The 20,543-nt window shown below is 67.7% G+C and carries 19 protein-coding genes; 4 read left to right on the top strand and 15 right to left on the bottom strand.

All coding sequences use genetic code 11. The features are described 5' to 3' along the window. Window positions 1–39 precede the first annotated feature (39 nt). From WFK61_RS18365 to WFK61_RS18340, 6 genes are all read right to left on the bottom strand, one after another. Entirely contained in the window at window positions 40–1,725 is a 1,686-nt protein-coding gene (locus WFK61_RS18365) for an ABC transporter permease (RefSeq protein WP_336813524.1), read from the bottom strand. Then, window positions 1,722–2,732, bottom strand: coding sequence for an extracellular solute-binding protein (locus WFK61_RS18360; RefSeq protein WP_336813523.1), 1,011 nt, complete (start codon window positions 2,730–2,732; stop codon window positions 1,722–1,724). The genes WFK61_RS18365 and WFK61_RS18360 overlap by 4 nt, the downstream gene beginning before the upstream one ends. Before the next feature lie 344 nt (window positions 2,733–3,076). Beyond that, window positions 3,077–4,183 carry a DUF2865 domain-containing protein gene (locus WFK61_RS18355; protein ID WP_336813522.1) on the bottom strand — a complete coding sequence of 369 codons (1,107 nt, stop codon included), beginning with the start codon at window positions 4,181–4,183 and terminating at the stop codon, window positions 3,077–3,079. A gap of 146 nt (window positions 4,184–4,329) precedes the next feature. Beyond that, window positions 4,330–4,740, bottom strand: a complete 411-nt coding sequence (locus tag WFK61_RS18350) for an MAPEG family protein (protein ID WP_336813521.1) — start codon at window positions 4,738–4,740, stop codon at window positions 4,330–4,332. 70 nt (window positions 4,741–4,810) lie between these two features. Further along, complete coding sequence (guaB, locus tag WFK61_RS18345; protein ID WP_336813520.1) at window positions 4,811–6,304, bottom strand: IMP dehydrogenase; 1,494 nt, start codon at window positions 6,302–6,304, stop codon at window positions 4,811–4,813. A gap of 183 nt (window positions 6,305–6,487) precedes the next feature. Next, window positions 6,488–6,805, bottom strand: coding sequence for a hypothetical protein (locus tag WFK61_RS18340; protein WP_336813519.1), 318 nt, complete (start codon window positions 6,803–6,805; stop codon window positions 6,488–6,490). Between the two features lie 286 nt (window positions 6,806–7,091). Between WFK61_RS18340 and WFK61_RS18335 the strand changes: the two genes are divergently transcribed. Both WFK61_RS18335 and WFK61_RS18330 read left to right on the top strand, forming a co-directional pair. Next, entirely contained in the window at window positions 7,092–8,531 is a 1,440-nt protein-coding gene (locus WFK61_RS18335) for an MFS transporter (protein ID WP_336813518.1), read from the top strand. A 36-nt stretch (window positions 8,532–8,567) separates the two neighbouring features. Beyond that, a complete protein-coding gene (locus tag WFK61_RS18330) occupies window positions 8,568–9,188 on the top strand; it encodes a hypothetical protein (protein WP_336813517.1) in 621 nt (206 codons plus the stop codon). Window positions 9,189–9,195: 7 nt separating this feature from the next. Here the strand turns inward: WFK61_RS18330 and WFK61_RS18325 are convergent, their stop codons facing one another. Genes WFK61_RS18325 through WFK61_RS18315 form a run of 3 tightly spaced genes read right to left on the bottom strand, consistent with a single transcriptional unit; the run spans window position 9,196 to window position 11,331 of the window. Then, a complete protein-coding gene (locus tag WFK61_RS18325; protein ID WP_336813516.1) occupies window positions 9,196–9,411 on the bottom strand; it encodes a hypothetical protein in 216 nt (71 codons plus the stop codon). Window positions 9,412–9,467: 56 nt separating this feature from the next. Continuing rightward, entirely contained in the window at window positions 9,468–10,202 is a 735-nt protein-coding gene (locus WFK61_RS18320) for an RlmE family RNA methyltransferase (protein ID WP_336813515.1), read from the bottom strand. Between the two features lie 10 nt (window positions 10,203–10,212). Next, window positions 10,213–11,331, bottom strand: a complete 1,119-nt coding sequence (locus WFK61_RS18315) for a Ppx/GppA phosphatase family protein (RefSeq protein ID WP_336813514.1) — start codon at window positions 11,329–11,331, stop codon at window positions 10,213–10,215. A 220-nt stretch (window positions 11,332–11,551) separates the two neighbouring features. Here WFK61_RS18315 and glpK point away from each other — a divergent pair, with 220 nt between their 5' ends. Continuing rightward, window positions 11,552–13,054, top strand: coding sequence for a glycerol kinase GlpK (gene glpK / locus WFK61_RS18310; RefSeq protein ID WP_336813513.1), 1,503 nt, complete (start codon window positions 11,552–11,554; stop codon window positions 13,052–13,054). Here glpK and WFK61_RS18305 read toward each other — a convergent pair. The 5 genes from WFK61_RS18305 to WFK61_RS18285 form a co-directional block, all read right to left on the bottom strand. Continuing rightward, entirely contained in the window at window positions 13,046–14,212 is a 1,167-nt protein-coding gene (locus WFK61_RS18305; protein ID WP_336813512.1) for a Gfo/Idh/MocA family protein, read from the bottom strand. The two genes, glpK and WFK61_RS18305, sit on opposite strands and share 9 nt — an antisense overlap. A gap of 81 nt (window positions 14,213–14,293) precedes the next feature. Next, on the bottom strand, window positions 14,294–15,256 hold the full coding sequence (locus WFK61_RS18300; protein WP_336813511.1) for a substrate-binding domain-containing protein: 963 nt from the start codon (window positions 15,254–15,256) through the stop codon (window positions 14,294–14,296). Between the two features lie 25 nt (window positions 15,257–15,281). Beyond that, window positions 15,282–16,295 (bottom strand): ABC transporter permease, encoded by a 1,014-nt coding sequence (locus WFK61_RS18295; RefSeq protein ID WP_336813510.1) that lies wholly within the window; start codon window positions 16,293–16,295, stop codon window positions 15,282–15,284. Beyond that, window positions 16,282–17,790 (bottom strand): sugar ABC transporter ATP-binding protein, encoded by a 1,509-nt coding sequence (locus WFK61_RS18290; RefSeq protein WP_336813509.1) that lies wholly within the window; start codon window positions 17,788–17,790, stop codon window positions 16,282–16,284. Before WFK61_RS18290 ends, WFK61_RS18295 begins: the two co-directional genes overlap by 14 nt. Continuing rightward, a complete protein-coding gene (locus WFK61_RS18285) occupies window positions 17,787–18,848 on the bottom strand; it encodes an ROK family protein (protein WP_336813508.1) in 1,062 nt (353 codons plus the stop codon). The genes WFK61_RS18290 and WFK61_RS18285 overlap by 4 nt, the downstream gene beginning before the upstream one ends. 345 nt (window positions 18,849–19,193) lie before the next feature. On the opposite strand from WFK61_RS18285, the gene WFK61_RS18280 reads away from it, so the two are divergent. Further along, window positions 19,194–20,249, top strand: coding sequence for a sugar phosphate isomerase/epimerase family protein (locus WFK61_RS18280; protein WP_336813507.1), 1,056 nt, complete (start codon window positions 19,194–19,196; stop codon window positions 20,247–20,249). Here WFK61_RS18280 and WFK61_RS18275 read toward each other — a convergent pair. Continuing rightward, the gene (locus WFK61_RS18275; protein WP_336813506.1) at window positions 20,246–20,530 is read right to left on the bottom strand and encodes a hypothetical protein; all 285 of its coding nucleotides are present in this window, start codon (window positions 20,528–20,530) and stop codon (window positions 20,246–20,248) included. The genes WFK61_RS18280 and WFK61_RS18275 overlap by 4 nt on opposite strands. Window positions 20,531–20,543: the final 13 nt, after the last annotated feature.

Below are 20,543 nucleotides of genomic sequence, written 5' to 3'. Positions count from 1 at the left end.
TTAGGCCGATCTGGAGGGCTTGTCGAGGCTGAGAGCCGGCTATCCCGTTCGATCTGCACCGGTTTTGGCGAGGACGAAGGCCGGATAGAGCCCGGCGAGGATGATCAGCAGGGTCGCCAGTGCCCCGTCCTCGAAGACGCCGCGCGAAGCATGGCCGTAGACCACGGTCGCCAGCGTGTCGAGATTGAGCGGGCGCAGCAGCAGCGTCGCCGGCAGTTCCTTCAGGCAGTCGACGAAGACCAGCAGCGCCGCGGCGGCGATGGCCGGGCGGGCGAGCGGCCAGTGAATGCGGCGCGTGACCTCCGTGCCGCCGGCGCCAAGCGCGCGGGCGGCATCGTCGATGCGCGGCGAGACGCGCGACAGGCCGCTCTCGACGCCGGAAACCCCGATGGCGAGGAAGCGCACGGTATAGGCGATGACCAGAGCCGCGCCGGAGCCGATCAGGATCAGGCCGGGCTTGAGCCCGAACAAGGCGGAGGCGGCATTCGCCAGCAGGTTGTCGAAGGCAGCGATCGGGATCAGCAGGCCGAGTGCCAGCACGGTGCCCGGCACCGCGTAGCCGAGGCTGGCGATGCGGGCGAGGGGCTTCAGCCAGGTCTCGCGGCCGGAGCGGGCCGCCGTGGCGATGCCGAGCCCGAGGGCGACCACGAGGACCGACGCCAGTCCCGATAGCAGCAGGGCATTGCCGAGGAGCCGGAGCAGGGCCACGTCGAACTGTGCCAACAGGCCGCGCTGCAGGATTTCGACCACGAGGTAGCCGATCGGCAGGGCCGCGCCGAAGAGCACGGGCAAGGCACAAGCCAGTGTGGCCAGCATCGCGGCGCGCCCGTGCAGCGGGCGGCGCGTGACCGGCCGCGGCTGCCGGACGGGCAGAGCGAAGCGCCGCTGCCCGCGCAGCTTCACCTCGACGAGGATCAGCGCGAAGACGATGAGCAGCATGACGCAGGCGATCTGGGCCGCGCCGGGCAGCGAGCCGCGATTGACCCAGGTCGTGTAGATCGAGAGCGTCATCGATCTCACGCCGAGATATTCGGTCGCGCCGATATCGTTCAGCGTCTCCAGCAGGACGAGGGTGAGCCCCGCTGCCAGCGCCGGGCGCGCGAGCGGCAATCCGATGCGCCAGAACAGCCGGCCGGGCGCGGCGCCCAGATTGCGCGCGGCCTCGACGATGCTGGCGCCCTGCACGCCGAAGAGCGCGCGCGTGCTGAGATAGACGTAAGGGTAGAGCACGATCGCCATGATCGCGATCGCGCCCGGCAGATTGCGCGGGTCGGGGAACCAATAGTCGCGCAGCGAACGCCAGCCGGTGGCGGCACGCAGCGCGCTCTGGAGCGGCCCCTGAAAGCCGAGGAATTCGACGTAGATATAGGCCGTGAGATAGGTCGGCAGCGCCAGCGGCAGCACCAATAGCCATTCGAGCGAGCGCCGGCCGGGAAAATCATACTGGGTCACCAGCCAGCTCGTGCCGACGCCGATGACGGCGCAGGTCGTGCCGACGCCGGCCAGCAGCAGTCCGGTCTGGACGAGGGCTGTCGGCAGGACATTGGCGGCGAGATGCGGCCAGATCTCGACCGCCTGCGGCGACGAGATCGCGGTGGCCAGCAGCGCGAGCAGCGGCAGCAGCACGAGCGCCGCCCCGCCGATCGCGGCATAGGCAAAACGGGTCGACGGCCGCCACGCGAGTGGCGACCGTCGCTGATGGCTGAGCGGTTGGCTCAGGCTCAATTGTCGAAGCCGACCTTGTCGACGAGGTTCGCGGCGGCCTTGCGCTGCTTGGCGACCTCGGAGAGCGGCAGCTTGTCCGGCGTGACGGCGCCGAGCAGCTTGACGGCGGCGGAGTCGGTCACGGCCGCATTGACCGGGAACTCGAAATTGCCGTTCGCGTAGAGAGCCTGCGCCTTGTCGCCGAGCATGTACTCGACCAGCTTGACGGCGTTGTCCTTGTTCGGGGCGTTCTTGGCCAGCGCCGCGGCCGAGACGTTCACATGCGTGCCGCCATTGGCGAAGGTGGTCTTGAGCGGCTTGATCGCGTCGAACCAGCCCTTCTGCTCGTTCTTCGCCTCGCTCATCAGGCCGATATAGTAGGTGTTGATGATGGCGATGTCGCAGAGGCCGGACTGGATGTCGCGGGCGACGTCGCGGTCGCCGCCGCCGGGCTTGCGGGCGGCATTGGCGCGCAGCGCCTTCAGATAGGTCTCGGTCTTGTCGGCGCCGTGATGAGCGAGATAGGCCGCGAAGAAGGCGTTGTTATAGGGGTGCTGGCCGGCGCGGATGCAGAACTTGCCCTTCCACTTGGGATCGGCGAGGTCTTCATAGGTGATCGCGTCCTGCTTGATGCGCTCCTTCGAGACGACGACGACGCGGGCGCGCTTGGTAAGCGTGACCCAGTTGTTGTCGGGGCGCAGCTGGGCCGGGACGGTCTTGTCGACGAGGTCGGACTTGATCGGCTGAGTGATGCCGGCCTCGACGGCGGCATTGATCTCGCCGACATCGACCATGAGCATGACGTCGGCCGGGCTGTTGGCGCCCTCGGCGCGGATGCGCTCCTGCAGGCCGTCCTTCAGGAAAACGGCGTTGACCTTGATGCCGGTATCCTTGGTGAAGGCTTCCAGCACAGGGTTGAGGAGGGCGGGTTCGCGGGTGGTGTAGAGGTTGACGCCCTGCGCGAAGGCGGGGGCGGCCAGAAGGCAGGAAGACAGCGCCAAGGCGTGGAGATAGGTCTTTGCGGTCATTCTTCTGCTCCGTCGATGGGCGCGATCAGCGCGACAGGTGAGCGATAGAGCCACGCCTGCGGAGCGTCAATGAAGTAATCCTTTGATATCAATGTCTTATAGGAATTCTAGAGTTCTTCTTATTTTGACGAATTCTAATAAATGGGGCATTCCATTGGAAACACGGCGAGATTTCGGGGTGGCCGGGGTCGTACGCCTTTCGGCTGAGGCGACCTGTCGCGGTCGACGGCCTTGCCTTTAGGTCAGCCTCGTCACGCCGGAGTGATGACACCACGGCGCGAAATCGCGCCGCTAGTCTCCAATAAGATAGCTCGGCCCCCGAAGGCAGCGGCGGAAACAGCGGTTCAGCGCGTCGGCAGCGAGAGCGAGATCAGGCGCACCGGCTCGCGCATCGTCGGATCGACCGAGCCGCGCAGGATCGCGTCGCTGGCGATGCCGTCATCCTGGAGCTGTGCCTCGCGGACCCGCATCTGGCGCCGGACGCTGCGCGCCTGCGCCTCCATCCGGGAAATGCCGACCTGCTCGTCGATCTGCCGGCGCTGCGCCTTGCTGAGCTCGGAAGCGGTGCGGAAATCGCGGAAGTCGCGCCGGCTGTAAGGCCAGCTCGAGCTGCCGGTGAAGGTCGAGACCTTGCCGTCGAGCACGACGCTGTCACCCGGTCGCAAGGTGATGTCGCGCAACAGGGAGACGCGACGTTCGCCGGCCTGGGCGATGGCCGGCCGGCAGGCGGGATCAGCCGCCTTCGCATGGCTGAAGGCCATCGGCAGGGCGCCATAGCGCTTGCCGTCGGCGGCGACCGCATCGGCAATATCGGTCACGCCGGCGGCGGCCTTGAAGACCTTGACCGGAACGCCCGGATTCATCGCCTTGCAGATCGCCTCATGCGCCTTGAGATCGCCGGACGAACGCAGATAGCCGATCGGCGCGTGGAAGCCGTCGCAGAGACGCACGCAGAAGGTCTGGGCCCTGTCCGCCGCGCCCGTGACGGTGTCGAGGGAGGCCGCGGTCGTGCCGGCCGGCCTGCGCTGCCGGTCGGCGAGTTTCCTGGGGGCCGTACGGAACGGGTTGAGATCGATCGGCGGCTGCGCGAGCTGGCCGTTGGGCTGCATCTGCAGCAGCGGCAGGCGCCAGCCATTGCCGGCCGGCGCATAGGCACTGGCCTGCGGAGCGTAGCGCGTCGAGGCATAGGCGGCGTTCTGCACGCGGCCCTGTTCGCTGCGGCGCGCGGCCTCCTGCATGATGAATTCGCGTGCGCCAGCGTCGCCTTCGGCCTGAACCATGGAGGCGGTCAGCACGATGCCGCCCGAGCCCAGCGCGGCTCCAAGGGCGGCGAGCGCCAGCAGGCGGCCTTTGCGGCCGGCCCGGGACATGTTCGCTTTGCCGGAAGCGGCAGGCATCACCTCACCGTCACGGGCAAACACCCGCGCCGGGACTTCACGGACACGCAACATCGCGTCACTCCAAACTACGCTTGTCCACCGTCCGCCGCCTGAGTGGGTGTAGTTTACTTTTCGTTAAGCTTCAACGGCCCCGGCTCCGTTGCCGGCGGAAACGGGCGGAATGCTTAACGGGAGTGCGGTGAGTTTGGGCTTGCCGCTCAGAGAACCGAGATCAGCACGCCCAGCCACATGCAGAACAGCGCAATGATGCCGACGCCATAGACCGCGCCGCGCAGGGGCAGCCGGTTGGGGCCGACATGGATCAGCGTGTGGAGCACGCGTGTCGCAACATAGAGCCAGGCGAGGATCGCCATGACATAGCCGGTGGCGCCGGTCTCCATCGCGACCATCACCACGGCGAAGAAGATCACCGGCGTTTCGAACTGGTTGGTGAAGTTGGCGGCCGCGAGCCGGGCGGGCACAGGGTAGCGCTCTGTCGAAACCGACACATCCGCGGGCCGGACGGCGCCGCTCGTGAAGGCGGTCTTGCGGCGCATTGCCAGAACGACGCCGACGACGAAGATCCAGAAGATCATCGCCAGCGTCGGATAGATCAGCTTGAGAGTCATGGTTACGCGTCGCCTCGTGTCGCACCGGCCCGGATGAGTCGGGCCAGTGCTGCACAATGCCCGCGCTGACTCAAGAGCGGGTCGGGTAGTTCGGGCTCTCGCGCACGATGGTCACGTCATGGACATGGCTCTCGCGCAGGCCGGCGCTGGTGATGCGGATGAAGCGGGCCTTGTTGCGGTAGTCCTCGAGGTCCTTGCCGCCGACATAGCCCATGGCGGCGCGCAGGCCCCCGGCGAGCTGGTGCAGCACGTTCGAGACCGGGCCCTTGTAGGCGACCTGGCCCTCGATGCCCTCCGGCACGAGCTTCAGCGAGTCCTTGATGTCCTGCTGGAAGTAGCGGTCGGCCGAGCCGCGCGCCATCGCGCCGACCGAGCCCATGCCGCGATAGGCCTTGTAGGAGCGGCCCTGGTACAGGAAGGTTTCGCCGGGCGTCTCGTCGGTGCCGGCCAGCAGCGAGCCGACCATGGCGCAGGAGGCGCCGGCCGCCAGCGCCTTGGCGAGGTCGCCCGAATACTTGATGCCGCCATCGGCGATGACCGGCACGCCGGCCTTGGCGCCGGCCGAGGCCGCATCCATGATAGCGGTGAGCTGCGGCACGCCGACGCCCGCGACAATGCGGGTCGTGCAGATCGAGCCCGGGCCGATGCCGACCTTGATCGCGTCGGCGCCGGCATCGATCAGGGCTTGGGCGCCGCCGGCGGTGGCGATGTTGCCGGCGATGACCTGGACCGAGTTCGAGAGCTTCTTCACCCGGCTGACGGCTTCCAGCACCTTGGCCGAATGGCCATGGGCGGTATCGACGACGATAAGGTCGACGCCGGCATCGATCAGCATTTCCGAGCGCTCGAAGCCCTGGTCGCCGGTCGTGGTCGCGGCGGCGGCCAGCAGGCGGCCATGCACGTCCTTGGCGGCGTTCGGATGGGCGACCTGCTTCTCCATGTCCTTGACGGTGATCAGGCCGATGCAACGGTAATGGTCGTCGACGACCAGCAGCTTCTCGATGCGGAACTGGTGGAGCAGGCGGCGCGCCTCCTCGGGGTTGACGCCCTCGCGCACCGTTATCAGGCGCTCCTTGGTCATCAGCTCGGAGACCGGCTGTGCCGGGTTCTGGGCGAAGCGCACGTCGCGGTTGGTCAGGATGCCGACGAGCTTGCCGTTATGGCCCTGCGGACCGCGCTCGACGACCGGGATGCCGGAGATGCCGTTGTTCTTCATCAGCGCCAGCGCGTCGGCCAGCGTCTCGTCCGGGTGGATGGTGATCGGGTTGGCGATCATCCCCGATTCGAACTTCTTGACGAGGCGGACCTGGGCGGCCTGCTGGTCGGCATCGAGATTGCGGTGGATGACGCCGAGCCCGCCGGCCTGCGCCATCGCGATCGCCATGCGGGCCTCGGTGACCGTATCCATCGCCGAGGCGATGATGGGCAGGTTCAGCGAGATGGTGCGGGTGAGCTTCGTGCGGATGTCGACATCCGCCGGCATGACCTCGGACGGGCCGGGCTCGAGGAGCACGTCGTCGAAGGTGAAACCGTCGCGAATCAGACCGTCGAGGGAAAGCGTCATCGTCAACTCCGACCGCCGGGCGAGGCCGGCTTTTCAAGGGGGCAGGGCAAGAGGCCCAGTGCCGAGTTGACGAGGCCCGTTAGCATGGGCGCGGCGGGTCCGCTAGTGCGCCGGGCTGGATTATTTTGCAGTGCGGAAACGGCGCCGGTGCATGACGGCGCCGTTTCCCTTGCGTCGCGGCTGTCAGCGGGCCGCGCGGCCGGCCGCCGGCAGGGACGGCGCGCTCGGCGCCATCTCGAAGCAGCCGGCCTGCATGACCGCGTGTCCGGTGGCATCGGTCATGCGCCGGCAGGTCTCCAGGCGCAGGCAGGCGTCGTAGCGCAGGCCCTCGCCGCCGCTGCCGGGAATATTCTTGAACTGGCAGCTGCTCTGCCAGCTGTCGGAGGCCGCGGCAGCCGGGGCTGGCGCCCCGGCCAGCCCGGCAGCCAGGGCGAGCCCGAGGGCGGATAGCCCGGGCATGACGCGGCGCGCTGCAGTGAGAACGGGTGAAACGATGATCATGGCGCTTCTCCAGAGATTGGCGACCCGCGCCCCTCGCGACGCTCCGGCTCAGCCGGACATCAAGGAGATGGTGCTGGGACAAGGCGCCAAGCAGTGATGACGGCGCATGGCGGCGTTGTGCGTGCCGCCAGGCCATGAGTGCAGTGCATTGCGGAAGCGCGCCCGCAGCGGGCAAATCGGGCACCGGGCCGCGAATTCGCACTCGTCACTCCCGATGCATCGGATTAATAGCCGAGCTTATGATTTCAAACGCGCCTAATTGACCGGGCGTGGAAGGTTCGAGCCCTTGCAGCGCGCCAAACTCCTGCCCCTGATCGTCGCCTGTGCGCTCTTCATGGAGAACACCGACTCGACGGTGATCGCGACCTCGCTGCCGGTGATCGCCGCCTCGCTCGGCGAGGACCCGATCGCGCTGAAGCTGGCGCTGACCTCCTATCTCGTCAGCCTTGCCGTCTTCATCCCGATCTCCGGCTGGATGGCGGATCGTTATGGCGCCCGCACCATCTTCCGCTCGGCGCTCGTCGTCTTCATGCTCGGCTCGATCCTCTGCGCGGTGTCGAGTTCGCTCGGTGCCTTCGTCGGCGCGCGCTTCGTCCAGGGCATCGGCGGGGCGATGATGGTGCCGGTCGGGCGCCTCGTCATCCTGCGCAGCGTCAGCAAGTCCGAGATCGTCGGCGCGCTCGCCTATCTGACGATTCCCGCGCTGGTCGGCCCCGTCGTCGGGCCGCCGCTCGGCGGCTTCATCACCACCTATTTCGACTGGCGCTGGATCTTCTTCATCAACATCCCGATCGGCCTCGTCGGCATCGTGCTGGCGAGCCTGTTCTTCGAGGATATCCGCGAGGAGGATGTCGCGCCGCTCGACGTCAAGGGCTTCCTGCTCTCCTCCTTCGGCTTCGCCAGCCTGATGCTGGGCCTGGCCACCGGCGGGCGCCATCTGGTGCCGCAGGTCGTATCCTATGGCTGCGTCCTGGCGGGCGCCGCCGCTCTGGTGGCCTACTGGTTCCATGCCCGGCGCGTGCCTTATCCGGTGCTCAACCTGGCGCTCTTCCGGATTCCGACCTTCCGGATCGGCGTGATCGGCGGCTCGATCTTCCGCACCGGGATCGGCGCGATTCCCTTCCTGCTGCCCTTGATGCTGCAACTCGGCTTCGGGCTCGATGCGTTGCAATCCGGCCTGATCACCTTCGTGTCGGCCGCCGGCGCGCTGATCATGAAGACGCTGGCGCGGACCATCCTGGCGCGCTTCGGCTTCCGCCGCGTGCTCGTCGCCAATGCCGTGATCGGTGCGGCCTTCCTCGCGGCTTCCGGCCTGTTCACGCCGACGACGCCGCACGCGATCATGCTCGCGGTGCTGCTGGTCGGCGGCTGTTTCCGCTCGCTGCAGTTCACCGGCATCAACGCGCTGAGCTACGCCGACGTCTCCAATCGCGAGATGTCGAGCGCGACCAGCCTGTCGAGCGTCGCCCAGCAGCTCTCGCTCAGCATGGGCGTCACCATCGGCGCCTTCGCGCTGGAGAGCGCCAATCTGCTCCATGGCGGCAAGGCGCTCGGTGCCGGCGATTTCTGGCCGGCCTTCCTGATCGTCGGGCTGATCTCGGCCTCGTCGGCGCTATGGATGATGCGGCTCGCTCCGGATGCCGGCGCCGAGGTCTCCGGCCATGTCCCTGTCAGCGCGCGCAAGGTCACGGCCGAGGCAATCGCGGACCAGAAGCCGCTCGAATAGCTTGTCAGCCCGGGCGGCTTGCCGCACGGTCAGGGCATGCAGGTTGAGCCCGCGCCCTCGAACGAGACGCGCTACACGCTCTGCGTCGGCAACGGCGCGGCCAGGCTGAAGCTCGCCGAGGCGGAACTGACGCTCAGCGACGAGGGCATCGCCTACGAACTCGACGGCCGTGCGGGCCTGCGGCCCTTCGCCAAGCTGACCGGCGTGCGATTGCAGGCGGTCAATGGCGGGCCGCGATCGCCCTGGGAAGCGCTGGCGGAGCTGACGTTTTCGTCCGGCCGGCCACTTTTCGTCCATTCGAGCAGCCCCTGGGGCGTGGACGATCCGAAGCGCGACACGGTTTTCACCGCCTTCATCGAGGACCTGCACCGTCGCCTCGTTGCCGGCGGGCACGGCCCTATCGCGTTCCGGCGCGGCATCCCGGAAGGGCGCCATCGCTTCCTGATCGTGGTCGCGCTCATCGCCGCCGTGGTCTTCGGCGGTGCCGGCCTGATGGTTCTCTATATCGGCCTGAGCGGGAGGGCCGGCTTCTTCGAGGTCATCGGGCCGCTCATCGGCGTCGGCGGCCTCGGTTTCTGGATCTTGGCCTCGGTCGTGAAGAGCGCACCAGGGACATATGACCCGCGCCAACTGCCCCGGGACATCTTCCCGGAGTGAACGCAACTCAGAATCCGCAGGCGAGGCACTCGCTGCCATCGACCGTGCGGTACTCCGCCTTCCAGTAATGCGGGTCGTTCAGCGCCGCAAAGATGATGCCGGGCGGCGCCGGATAGCGCTTCCTGAAGGGGCGGGCGAGCTGGACGAAGAGCCGGCAATCCGGCGGCCAGTCACCAACGCTCAGGATGGAATTCCCCCGCGCGATCTCGGCGTCGAGAATCACTTGAAGCGTCGGGGCCATGCGTGGGACGGGTTGCGCCACGGCTTCAGCGTTACCGGTCAGGCGTTATCGCCTTCCGGCCGCTGCTGCCGGCGATATCCGGTCGCGAGCACGTAAAGCTCGGAGGAATCGGCGCGGCTCGCCGCCGGCTTGACGTTGCGCACCGTTGTGAAGTCGCGCTTCAGCATGCCGAGGAGCTCGGCGCTGTCGCCGCCCTGGAACAGCTTGGCGAGGAAGAAGCCGCCCGGCGCCAGCACATCATGGGCGAATTCGACGGCCGCCTCGGCCAGCGCGATGATCTTGAGATGGTCGGTCTTCTTGTGGCCGGTGGTGTTGGCGGCCATGTCCGACATCACGCCGTCGGCCCGTCCGCCAAGACGCTCGGTCAGCAGGGCAGGCGCCTCCTCGGCCATGAAATCGAGCTGGATCAGGTCGACGCCGGGGATCGGATCGACGGCCAGCAGGTCGATGCCGACGATATGGCCCTTGCCCTGTTCCAGGCCGATGCGCTTAGCCGCGATCTGGCACCAGCCGCCCGGCGCGCAGCCGAGATCGACGAGACGCTGGCCGGGTTTCAGGAACTTGTAGCGGTCGTCCATCTCCTCGAGCTTGAACGCTGCGCGCGAGCGATAGCCCATCTCCCGAGCCCGCTTCACATAGGGGTCGTTGAGCTGGCGCTCGAGCCAGAGCTGCGAGGAATGCTTGAGCTTCCCGGCCTTCTTGACCTTGACGCGCATGTCGCGCGCGCCGGCGGGCTTGCCGCCGCTGTTGCCGCCCGATTTTCCGGTGCTCATTGTGTCGAACCTATTTCCGTCGCCACCAGGCGCGGTCCTCATGCATCATGCGCAGCAGGATGCCCTCGCGCAGGCCGCGATCGGCGATACGGACGCGCTCGCTCGGGAACGCGCGGCGGATCGCCTCGAAGATCGCACAGCCGGCCAGCACCAGATCGGCGCGCTCGCGGCCGATGCAGGCATTCGCCGCCCGGGCGGCATAGTCCATCTCGATCAGGCGGTCGATCACCGCGAGGATGTCGCGCTGATGCATCCACAGCCCGTCGACCTCGCGCCGGTCATAGCGCGGCAGCTCGAGATGGATGCCGGCGACCGTGGTAACTGTGCCGGAGGTGCCGAGCAGGTGGAAGCTGCGGGCGTCGCGGGCGCCGGCCGCCTTCTTGGCGAAGGGGGCGAGCGCCTGCGCGCAATCCTCGACCATCTTCTCGAACAATTCGCGGCTGACCTCGATGCCGCCATAGCGTTCGGCCACCGTGACGACGCCGATCGGCAGCGAAGCCCATTCGCGGATGCGGGCGGCGGGATCGCGCGCCTCGCTGCGGCCGCCGAGCCAGACGATCTCGGTCGAGCCGCCGCCGATATCGAAGACGATGACGCTTTCCGCCGCCGGATCGGCCAACGCCGCGCAGCCGGAGACGGCGAGTGCGGCTTCCGTGCGCTGGTCGATGACCTCCAGGGCGAGTTCAGCCTCGTTCGCGACGCGGCGGATGAAGTCGAGCCCGTTGGTCGCGGCGCGACAAGCCTCGGTCGTGACGAGACGGGCGCGGGTGACGCCGCGATTCGCCATCTTGCCGCGGCAGATCTTCAGGGCTTCCACGGCGCGGTCCATCGCGGCATCGGCGAGGCGGCTGCTCGCGCCCAGGCCTTCGCCGAGGCGCACGATGCGGGAGAAGGCGTCGACCACGCGAAAGCCATGCTGAGCCGGCCGGGCGATCAGCAGCCGGCAATTATTGGTGCCGAGGTCGAGCGCGGCATAGGTCGTGGGCTGCGGGCGGTTGTCGGTGGGCTGAGCGAAGCTTCGGAAGGGCGCACCAACCGGGATCGCGCCGTTCCGTTGCGGATCGGCGTCATGTCTCTGCGGCCGCGCAATAGGCGCGACATCCCGTTGTTGCCGGTCCTCGACCGCCACTGATCCAACCTCTCAACCTGTCCGATACCTGGGGCACCGACAGGGGCCACGACCCGGCGCGGCCCTGCTTCGTGACGAAGCTAACTACAGGGCAGGCGACATGCCAAGCGGAACCTTGCCGGCTGGGAGACTTGCCTGACATTCGCTTGGGACGCGCTTGCGCGGGAGCGGGCTGATCGGCCAGTCTCCGCCGACCAAAGAGACCGGGCAGGGAACCGACATGGCCGCCAGACATATCCTCGCCATCGACCAGGGCACGACCTCGTCGCGGGCGATCCTGTTCGATGCGTCGCTCGGCGTGGTGGCCAGCGCCCAGCGCGAATTTCCGCAGCACTTCCCGGCCTCGGGCTGGGTCGAGCACGAGCCTGAGGATATCTGGGAGAGCGTGCTCGCGACCGCACGCGAGGCCATCGCCAAGGGCGGCCTGAGCGCGGCGGATATCGCCGGCATCGGCATCACCAACCAGCGCGAGACGACACTGATCTGGGACCGCCGGACGGGCCGCGCCATCCATCGCGCTATCGTCTGGCAGGATCGGCGCACGGCGAAGGCCTGTGCGAATCTCGTCGCCGCCGGCCATGAGGACCTCGTCGCGGAGCGCACCGGCCTGCGCATCGATCCTTATTTCTCGGCTACCAAGATCGCCTGGCTGCTCGACAACGTGCCGGGCGCGCGGCGCCGGGCGGAAGCGGGCGAGCTCGCTTTCGGCACGATCGACTGCTTCCTGCTCTGGCGCCTGACCGGCGGGGCCGTGCATGCGACCGACGCCACCAATGCGGCGCGCACCATGCTGTTCGATATCGGCCGCGGCGTCTGGGATTCCGACCTGCTCGACCTGTTCGGCATCCCGACCGCGCTGCTGCCGCAGGTGCGCGACTGCGCCGCGCATTTCGGCGATACGGTGCCTGACCTGTTCGGTGCGGCGATCCCGGTGCGAGGCATCGCAGGAGACCAGCAGGCGGCGACGATCGGGCAGGCCTGCTTCTCGCCGGGCATGGTGAAATCGACCTATGGCACCGGCTGCTTTGCGTTGTTGAACACCGGCGACACGCCGGTGCGCTCGAAGCACCGCCTGCTCAGCACGGTCGCCTATCAGCTCGGCGGCAAGCGCACCTATGCGCTGGAAGGCTCGATCTTTATCGCGGGTGCTGCCGTGCAATGGCTGCGCGACGGGCTCGGCATTATCGAAAAGGCGAGCGAGACCGGGCCGCTGGCCGAGGCGGCCGATCCCGAGCAGGACGTCTATCTGGTGCCCGCCTTCGTGGGCTTGGGCGCGCCGCATTGGGACGCCCATGCGCGCGGCGCCCTGTTCGGCCTGACCCGCAATTCGGGGCCGCGCGAATTCGCACGGGCCGCGCTGGAGAGCGTCTGCTACCAGACGCTCGACCTCATCGAGGCGATGCGGGCCGACTGGCCGAATGCGGGTGCCGGTAAGCAATCGGTCCTGCGGGTCGATGGCGGCATGGTCGCTTCCGACTGGACGATGCAGCGCCTCGCCGACATCCTCGACCTGCCGGTCGACCGGCCGAATGTGCTGGAGACGACGGCTCTGGGCGCGGCCTATCTCGCCGGGCTCGACGCAGGCCTCCTGCCCGAACCCGATCGCTTCGCCGACCTGTGGCGGCTGGAGCGGCGCTTCTCGCCCGCCATGGCCGCCAGCGAGCGCAAGCGCAAGGTCACGGGCTGGCGCGACAGCGTCAGGCGGACGCTGAGTTCAACCTGAGAAGGGCAGCCAGCGCCGCTCGGCCGAGGACGCGACCGCGCTTTCGATGAAGCGCACGCCGCGTGCGCCGTCCTCGACCGTCGGGTAATCAGCATCCAGCGGGCCGGCCGTCGTGCCGGCCTTGCGGGCCCGGATATCGGCGAACACGCCGCGATAGACATTGGCGAAGGCCTCGATGAAGCCCTCCGGGTGCCCTGCCGGGATGCGCCCGGCGCGGCGAGCCGATTCGCAGAGCCAGGGCGAGGCGCGCGTGAAGATCTCGGTCGGCCCCTCGCGGCGGTGATGGATGAGCCGGTTCGGTTCCTCCTGCCGCCATTCCAGCGTGCCGTCCTCGCCGGAGACGCGCAGGCGCAGGTCGTTCTCCAGCCCGGCATTGATCTGCGAGGCGACGAGCACGCCGCGCGCGCCGCCCTTGAATCGCAGCAGCATGCTGGCATCGTCGTCGAGCGCCCGGCCGGATACGAGCGCTCCGAGATCGGCGACCAGCTCCTCGATCTGAAGCCCGGTCACGGTCGAGACGAGGTTCTCGGCATGGGAGCCGATATCGCCGAGCGCGCCGGCGATGCCGCTGCGGGCCGGGTCGGTGCGCCAGCTCGCCTGCTTGTTGCCGGTCGCTTCCAGCGCGGTCGCGAGCCAGCCCTGATTGTATTCGACCACGACCTTGCGGATGCGGCCGAGCGCGCCGGAGCGCACCATCTCGCGGGCCTGCCGGACCATCGGATAGCCGGTATAGTTATAGGTGACGCCGAACACCGTGCCTTGGCGGGCGACCGTCTCGACCAGCATCGTGGCCTGCGCGCCGGTATGGGTCAGCGGCTTGTCGCAGACGACATGGAAACCGGCTTCCGCGAAGGCCTGCGCGATCGGGAAATGCGTGTCGGTCGGCGTGACGATGATGACGAGGTCAACGCGCTCCGCCGTCGGGCGGGCGAGTTCGGCTTCGAGCAAGACCTGCCAGCATGCGTGATTACGGGCATCCGTGAGCCCCAGCGCCCGCCCGGACGCGCGGGCCTTCTCGGGCGTCGACGAGAGCGCACCCGCAGCCAGTTCCGCCTGCCCGTCGAGCGCGATGGCATGGCGGTGCACGGCGCCGATGAAGGCATCGCGGCCGCCGCCGATCATGGCATAGCGCAACTTGCGCGGGGGATACTGGTTCATGCCGGCAGAACTCACGGAACAGGTCTCGAAGAAGCTCCGTCATCCCGAGAAAAGCCCGGGATGACGGCGTGTTCAGCCCGCTCAGAACGGCGAGTCGGGGTGGTAGAAGTCCTTGGCGTTGCTCTTGTCGATCAGCACCGAGGGAATGATCGTGGTCGCCGGCAGCTTCTCGCCTTTCAGGCGAGCTTCTGCCGTCAACTTGATCGATTCATAGATGAATTTCGGCGAGTAGCTGACATTGGCCTGGATGCGCGGATCCTTGTTGTCGAGGATCGTCTTGACCATGTCCTTGGCGCCGGCACCGCCGAAGATCACCTTGATGTCCTTGCGCCCGGCCTGGTCGATGGCGCGGATCGCGCCGAAGGCCATGTCGTCATCGGCGGCCCAGATCGCGTCGATATCCTTGAAGCGGGTCAGGAAATCCTGCGTGACCTTGTAGGCGTCGTCGCGGTTCCAGTTGGCGTATTTGGCGTCGAGCAGCTTGATGTCGGGATGGCCCTTCAGCACGGCGTTGAAGGCATCCATGCGCTCGTTGTCGAGCGTGGTCGGGATGCCGCGAAGCGCCACGACATTGCCTTTGCCGCCGAGCGTCTTGGCGATGTATTCGGCCGGGATCTTGCCGAAGGCGGTGTTGTCGCCCGCGACATAGGCATCCTGCGCCGAGGTGTCGGTCAGGCCGCGGTCGACCACCGTCACATAGGCGCCCTTGGCCTTCACATTGGCGACCGGCCGGGTCAGCGCCGCGGATTCGAAGGGGAAGACGACGAGCGCGTTGATCTTGCTGACAGTGCTCAGGTCCTGGAGCTGGTTGGCCTGCTCGGTCGCGTTGGCCGCGGTGCGGATGGTGATCTTGAGGTCCTTGTGCTTGGCCTCGAGGTCCTTCTTCGCCTGGTTCGCCCAGTAGTTGATGCCGCCCATGAAGCTGTGCGTCGCGGCGGGAATGGACACGCCGAGATGGACGGGTTCGGCGGCGGCACCGCTCGCTGCGAAGGCGAGGCCCGCGGCGGTGGCAAGCATGAGGCTGCGTCTGGTCTGCATGGACATCGCTTCTCTCCCTGTTTGACCGCCTTCAGCGGCGGCCTTTCTGCAAAAACGCGACGGTGATGATGACGAAGCCCTGCACGGCGGCGTTCAGGTAGACGCTGATCAGGCTCGTCAGGTTGAGGATGTTGCTGATCACCGAGAGCAGGATCGCGCCGATGACCGTGCCGGTGATGCTGCCATGGCCACCCTTGAGGGCCGCGCCACCGACGATGACCGCGGCGATGGCCTCAAGCTCCCAGAGCAGGCCGGTGGTCGGCGAGGCCGAGGCCAGTCGCGGCACATAGAGCAGCGTAGCGACGCCGACGCAGAGGCCGAGCAGCATGTAGGTGAGGATTTTGACGCGCTCGACATCGACGGCGGCGTAGCGCGCCACGGTCTCGTTGGAGCCGATCGCCTGGACATGCCGGCCGAAGATCGTGCGGTTCAGGATCAGCGCGCCGGTGAGTGCGACCAGCAGGAAGACCCAGACCGGGATCGGCACGCCGAGGAAGCTGCCGTAATAGACCGGCGCGTAGAGATCGGCGAGGGCATTGTCGAGCGTGAGTGCGCCGCCATCGGCGAAATAGGTGAGATATGCCCGGTAGATGCCGAGCGTTCCTAAGGTGACGATGAAGGGTTCGATCCGCCCCTTCGCGATCAGGATTCCGTGCAGCAGCCCGAAGACGCTGCCGAGCACGACCGCGAGTGTGGCACCGCCGATCACCGCCATCAACGGCGAGCCGAAGGCGCCGGCCGCCCAGTTGATGAAGAGGATGACGCAGCCCGCGATCAGCGCCGCCATCGAGCCGACCGAGAGGTCGATCCCGCCGAGGATGATGACGAAGCACATGCCGACTGCGATGATGCCGATGAAGGCCGTGCGGGTGAGCACATTCAGCGCGTTGTCGAGCGTGGCGAAATCGCTGTTCAGCATGGCGCCGGCGCCGCAGAGCAGCACGAGGCCGATGATCGGGCCGAAGGCTGCGATGCGGTCACCGAGCGGGACGGTGGCCTCGCGGGCGCGGCCCTCGGCGCGCTGGACGGCTTCAGGCTGCGACATGGCGGGTCCCCGTGGCATGGGCGATCATGGTCGCTTCGGTAATCTCGTCGCCCTCCACCGTCGCGACGATCCGGCCCTCGCGCATTATTGCGACGCGATGGGCAAGGCCGATCAGTTCGATCAGCTCCGAAGAGATGACGATCAGGGCGAGGCCCTGGGCCGCGAGCTTCTGGATCAGGAAATAGATCTCGCGCTTGGCGCCGACATCGACGCCGCGCGTCGGCTCGTCGAGCACCAGCACGTGCGGCGCGGGGTGCAACACTTTGGCCAGCGCAAGCTTCTGCTGGTTGCCGCCCGAGAGCGAGGCGGCCTTCATGCCGAGCGAGCCGGCGCGGATGCCGAATTCGCCTACGGCAGCTTCCAGCGCCCGCTGCTCCGCCTCATGGTCGAGCAGCGGCTTGGCGTAGCGTTCGAGCGCCATCAGCGTGAGGTTGGGCCGCAATGGGAAGTCGACATGCAGGCCCTTGCCCTTGCGATCCTCGCTCAGATAGGCGAACCCGTGGCGGGTGGCTTCGCGCGGTGAACCGAGCTGGATTGGCTTGCCGTCACGCCTGATCGTGCCACTGCCCGGCCTTAGGCCCAGAATGCCCTCGAAAAGCTCGGTGCGTCCGGCGCCGACCAGCCCCGCGAAGCCGAGGATCTCGCCCGGCCGCACCGCAAACGAGATGTCGCTGGCCCAGCCCGGCACGGAGAAATTCTCGACCGACAAGGCCGGTGGCAGAGCGGGATCAGCAGGAATCTTCTCCGGAAAGAGGTCGGCGATCTCACGTCCGACCATCATCGTCGCCATGGCGTGGCGGGTGAGCGAGGCGGTCGGAGCCCGGCCGACGAAACGGCCGTCGCGCATGACGATGACCTCGTCGGTGATGCGCTCGACCTCGTCGAGTTTGTGCGAGATGTAGACGACGGTGATGCCTTCCGCCCGCATCCGCTCGATCAGGGCGAAGAGCCGGCCGGCCTCGGCTGGCGTCAGCGTCGCGGTCGGCTCGTCCATGATCAGCAGGCGGGCTTTTCGCGACAAGGCCTTGGCGATCTCGACGAGCTGCTTCTCGGCGACGATCAGGCGGCGCACCGGCGTATCGGGCGTCCGCGCCAGCCCGACCTGGGTGAGCGCGGCCTGCGCCTCGCTCCGCATGGCCTCCTCGTCGAGCAGCCAGCCCTTGCGGCGCTCATGGCCGAGGAAGATGTTGCCCGCGATGCTCAGGTCCTCGGCCAGGTTGAATTCCTGGTGGATCAGCACGATGCCTTTCGCCTCGGCCGCGCGCGAGCCGGCGAAGGTGACGGGCTCGCCGTCGATCAGGACGCGCCCCTCGCTCGGCTGCTCGTAACCGGAGAGGATCTTCATCAGGGTCGACTTGCCGGCGCCGTTCTCGCCGAGCAGCCCGTAGACCTTGCCGGGCTCGAGGTCGAAGGAGACGCCGTGCAGCACCTCGACCGGGCCGAAGCGCTTGACGATGCCGTCGAAGGCGACGGCAAGGCCGGCGGTCGCGATCATGCCGGGCCTCCGCTGCGGAGCGCCTCGCGCATCGCAAGCACGCCGGCGCCGATCAGCCCGGTCTCGGGGCCGAGCGGGGCGGAGGTGATCTCGAGATGGCGGGTCGAAAGGGCGAGCGAGCGCTGGTTCACGCTCTGGCGGATCGCGGCGAGGAACATCGGGCCGATCGCCGAGACGCCGCCGCCGATGAAGATATGCGAGGGGTTGTAGAAATTGACGAGCGCGGCGAGCACCTGGCCGATCAGGCGGCCGGACCGGCGCACGATCGCATCGGCCTCGGCATCGCCGGCCCGGCTGGCGGCGCCGATATCGCCGGCTTCCAGCAGGCCCCTGGCGGCGAGGCGCTCGGCCAGGGCAGGGCTGCGGCCCGATCGGGCAGCCTCCATCCCCATGCCGACGATGGCGGGGGCGGCAGCCATCGCCTCGACGCAGCCGCGATTGCCGCAGCGGCAGAGCGGACCTTCGGGATCGGCGCAGATATGGCCGATATCGCCGGCCGATCCGGTGGAGCCGCGATAGAGCTCGCCATGGCAGACGATGCCGCAGCCGATACCGGTACCGACCTTGATGACGAGGAAATTCTCGATCTGCTTGCGCTGGCGCCAGAGCACGCCGAGCGCCATCAGGTTCACGTCGTTGTCGACGAAGATCGGGGCGTCGGTGATCTCGCGCAGGTCCTCGCGGATGGCATAACTGTCCCAGCCCGGCATCAGCGGCGGATTGACGAGCTGACCGGCGACGAAATTGACCGGGCCGGGCACGCCGATTCCGACGGCGAGCACGCGGTCGGGCGCGATGCCGTTCTGTGCAAGCATTGCCGGAAGGAGCGTGCGCAACCGCGCCATGATCGGGCCGGGGCCGGCCTGGACATCGGCCTCCTGCGCATGGCGGGCGATGATGCCGAGATCGGGGCGGAGCAGCGCGATATCGAGGCTGGTCGCGCCGATATCGATGCCGACGAGCACGCCGATGCGGCGGTGGACACAGAGGGTCTCGGGGCGTCGCCCGCCTGTGGAGTGCTGGACCCCGGCCTCGTCGAGCAGCCCTTCCTCGATCAAACCGGCGGCGATCGCATTGGTCTTGCTGCGCGAAAATTGCAGGCTGTCGGCGAGCGCATGGCGGGCGGCGCCCCCGGACCAGAAGGTGGCCTCGAGCAGCGCGAGCTCATCCGGGCTCAGCCTGTGCCAGGGCAGGGCGATCGCAGCCTCCTGTCGTTTCCCGCTCGGCCTTTTAGATGGCCGTTGAATGCAGGCTATGAGACGGCCTCGAAACGGCTCAAGACCGAACTTCAGCCTAATTCAGGCGGAAGTTAAATTGAAGGCGAGGCGGAGATCGGGCGCCCGCGATCTGGACGCCTGGCCGATCCCTGGGCGAAGCTGTGCGCAACGATGGAGGAATAGCCGATGCCGGCGACGATGCAGGGCCCCGCGATCTTTCTTGCCCAGTTCGCCGGCGACAAGGCGCCGTTCGACAGCTGGGTCGGCATCACCGCCTGGGCTGCGGGTCTCGGCTATCGCGGCGTACAACTCCCCAGCGGCGACAAGCGCTTCTTCGATCTGGAGCAGGCGGCTTCATCGCAGGATTATTGCGACGAGATCACCGGCGTCGCGCGCGAGAACGGCATCGCGATCACCGAGCTTTCGACCCATCTGCAAGGCCAGCTCGTTGCTGTCCATCCGGCCTATGACGCGGCCTTCGACGTTTTCGCCCCGGCGGAGCTGCGCGGCAAGCCGAAGGAGCGGCAGGTTTGGGCGGTGAAGCAGATGGGGCTCGCTGCGAAAGCCTCGCGCCGGCTCGGTCTGTCGGGCTCGGTCAGCTTCACCGGTGCGCTGGCCTGGCCCTTCCTCTATCCCTGGCCGCAGCGACCGGCCGGGCTCGTCGAGGAAGCCTTCGGCGAACTGGCGCGACGTTGGCGGCCAATCCTCGATACCTATGAGGAGGAGGGCGTCGACGTTGGCTTCGAGATCCATCCCGGCGAGGATGTCTTCGACGGCGCAACCTTCGAACTGTTCCTCGACCGGCTCGGCGGGCACAGGCGCTGCCGGATCAACTATGATCCCTCGCATTTCCTGCTGCAGCAGCTCGATTATCTCGCCTTCATCGACATCTATCACGAGCGCATCAGCGCCTTCCATGTGAAGGATGCCGAGTTCCGGCCCGATGGCCGGCAAGGCGTCTATTCGGGCTTCTCGCCCTGGATCGGCCGGGCCGGGCGCTTCCGCTCGCTCGGCGACGGGCAGGTCGATTTCAAGGCGATTTTCTCCAAGCTAGCACAATACGGCTACGACGGCTGGGCCGTGCTCGAATGGGAATGCGCGCTGAAGCATCCCGAGGACGGCGCGCGCGAGGGCGCCCGCTTCATCGCCGACCACATCATCCGCGTGACCGAGACCGCCTTCGACGATTTCGCCGGCGGTGGCGATCCCGGGCTGGCGCGGCGGATGCTGGGGTTGGGCTAGGACAGACGCCGGTCGAGCGTGTCCGCGATCCGCTCGACGAGTGCGGCATGGTCCGCCAGCAGGTCCTGGAGCGGCCCGATCGGGCGGAAGGCGCGCGAATCCTGCGCTTCCTCGCCCTCGTTCTCCCAGGCCTCGACCGCCTCGTCGGCAGCCGTCAGCCAGGCTTCGAGGGATGCGCCATCGAAGGGCGCCCCCGCTTCCAGGGCCAGCCGCTCCGCGATCCGGTGGCGAAGGTCGTCGCGGGCGGCGCGAAGCGCATCGAGTTCGTCGGTATAGCGCATGCGAAACGGGGCG

Source organism: Allobosea sp. MMO-172, from assembly GCF_037147855.1.
Lineage (GTDB): Bacteria > Pseudomonadota > Alphaproteobacteria > Rhizobiales > Beijerinckiaceae > Allobosea.
The sequence above is the reverse complement of the archived record's forward strand: the minus strand, read 5'-3'. Positions and strand labels throughout refer to the sequence as shown.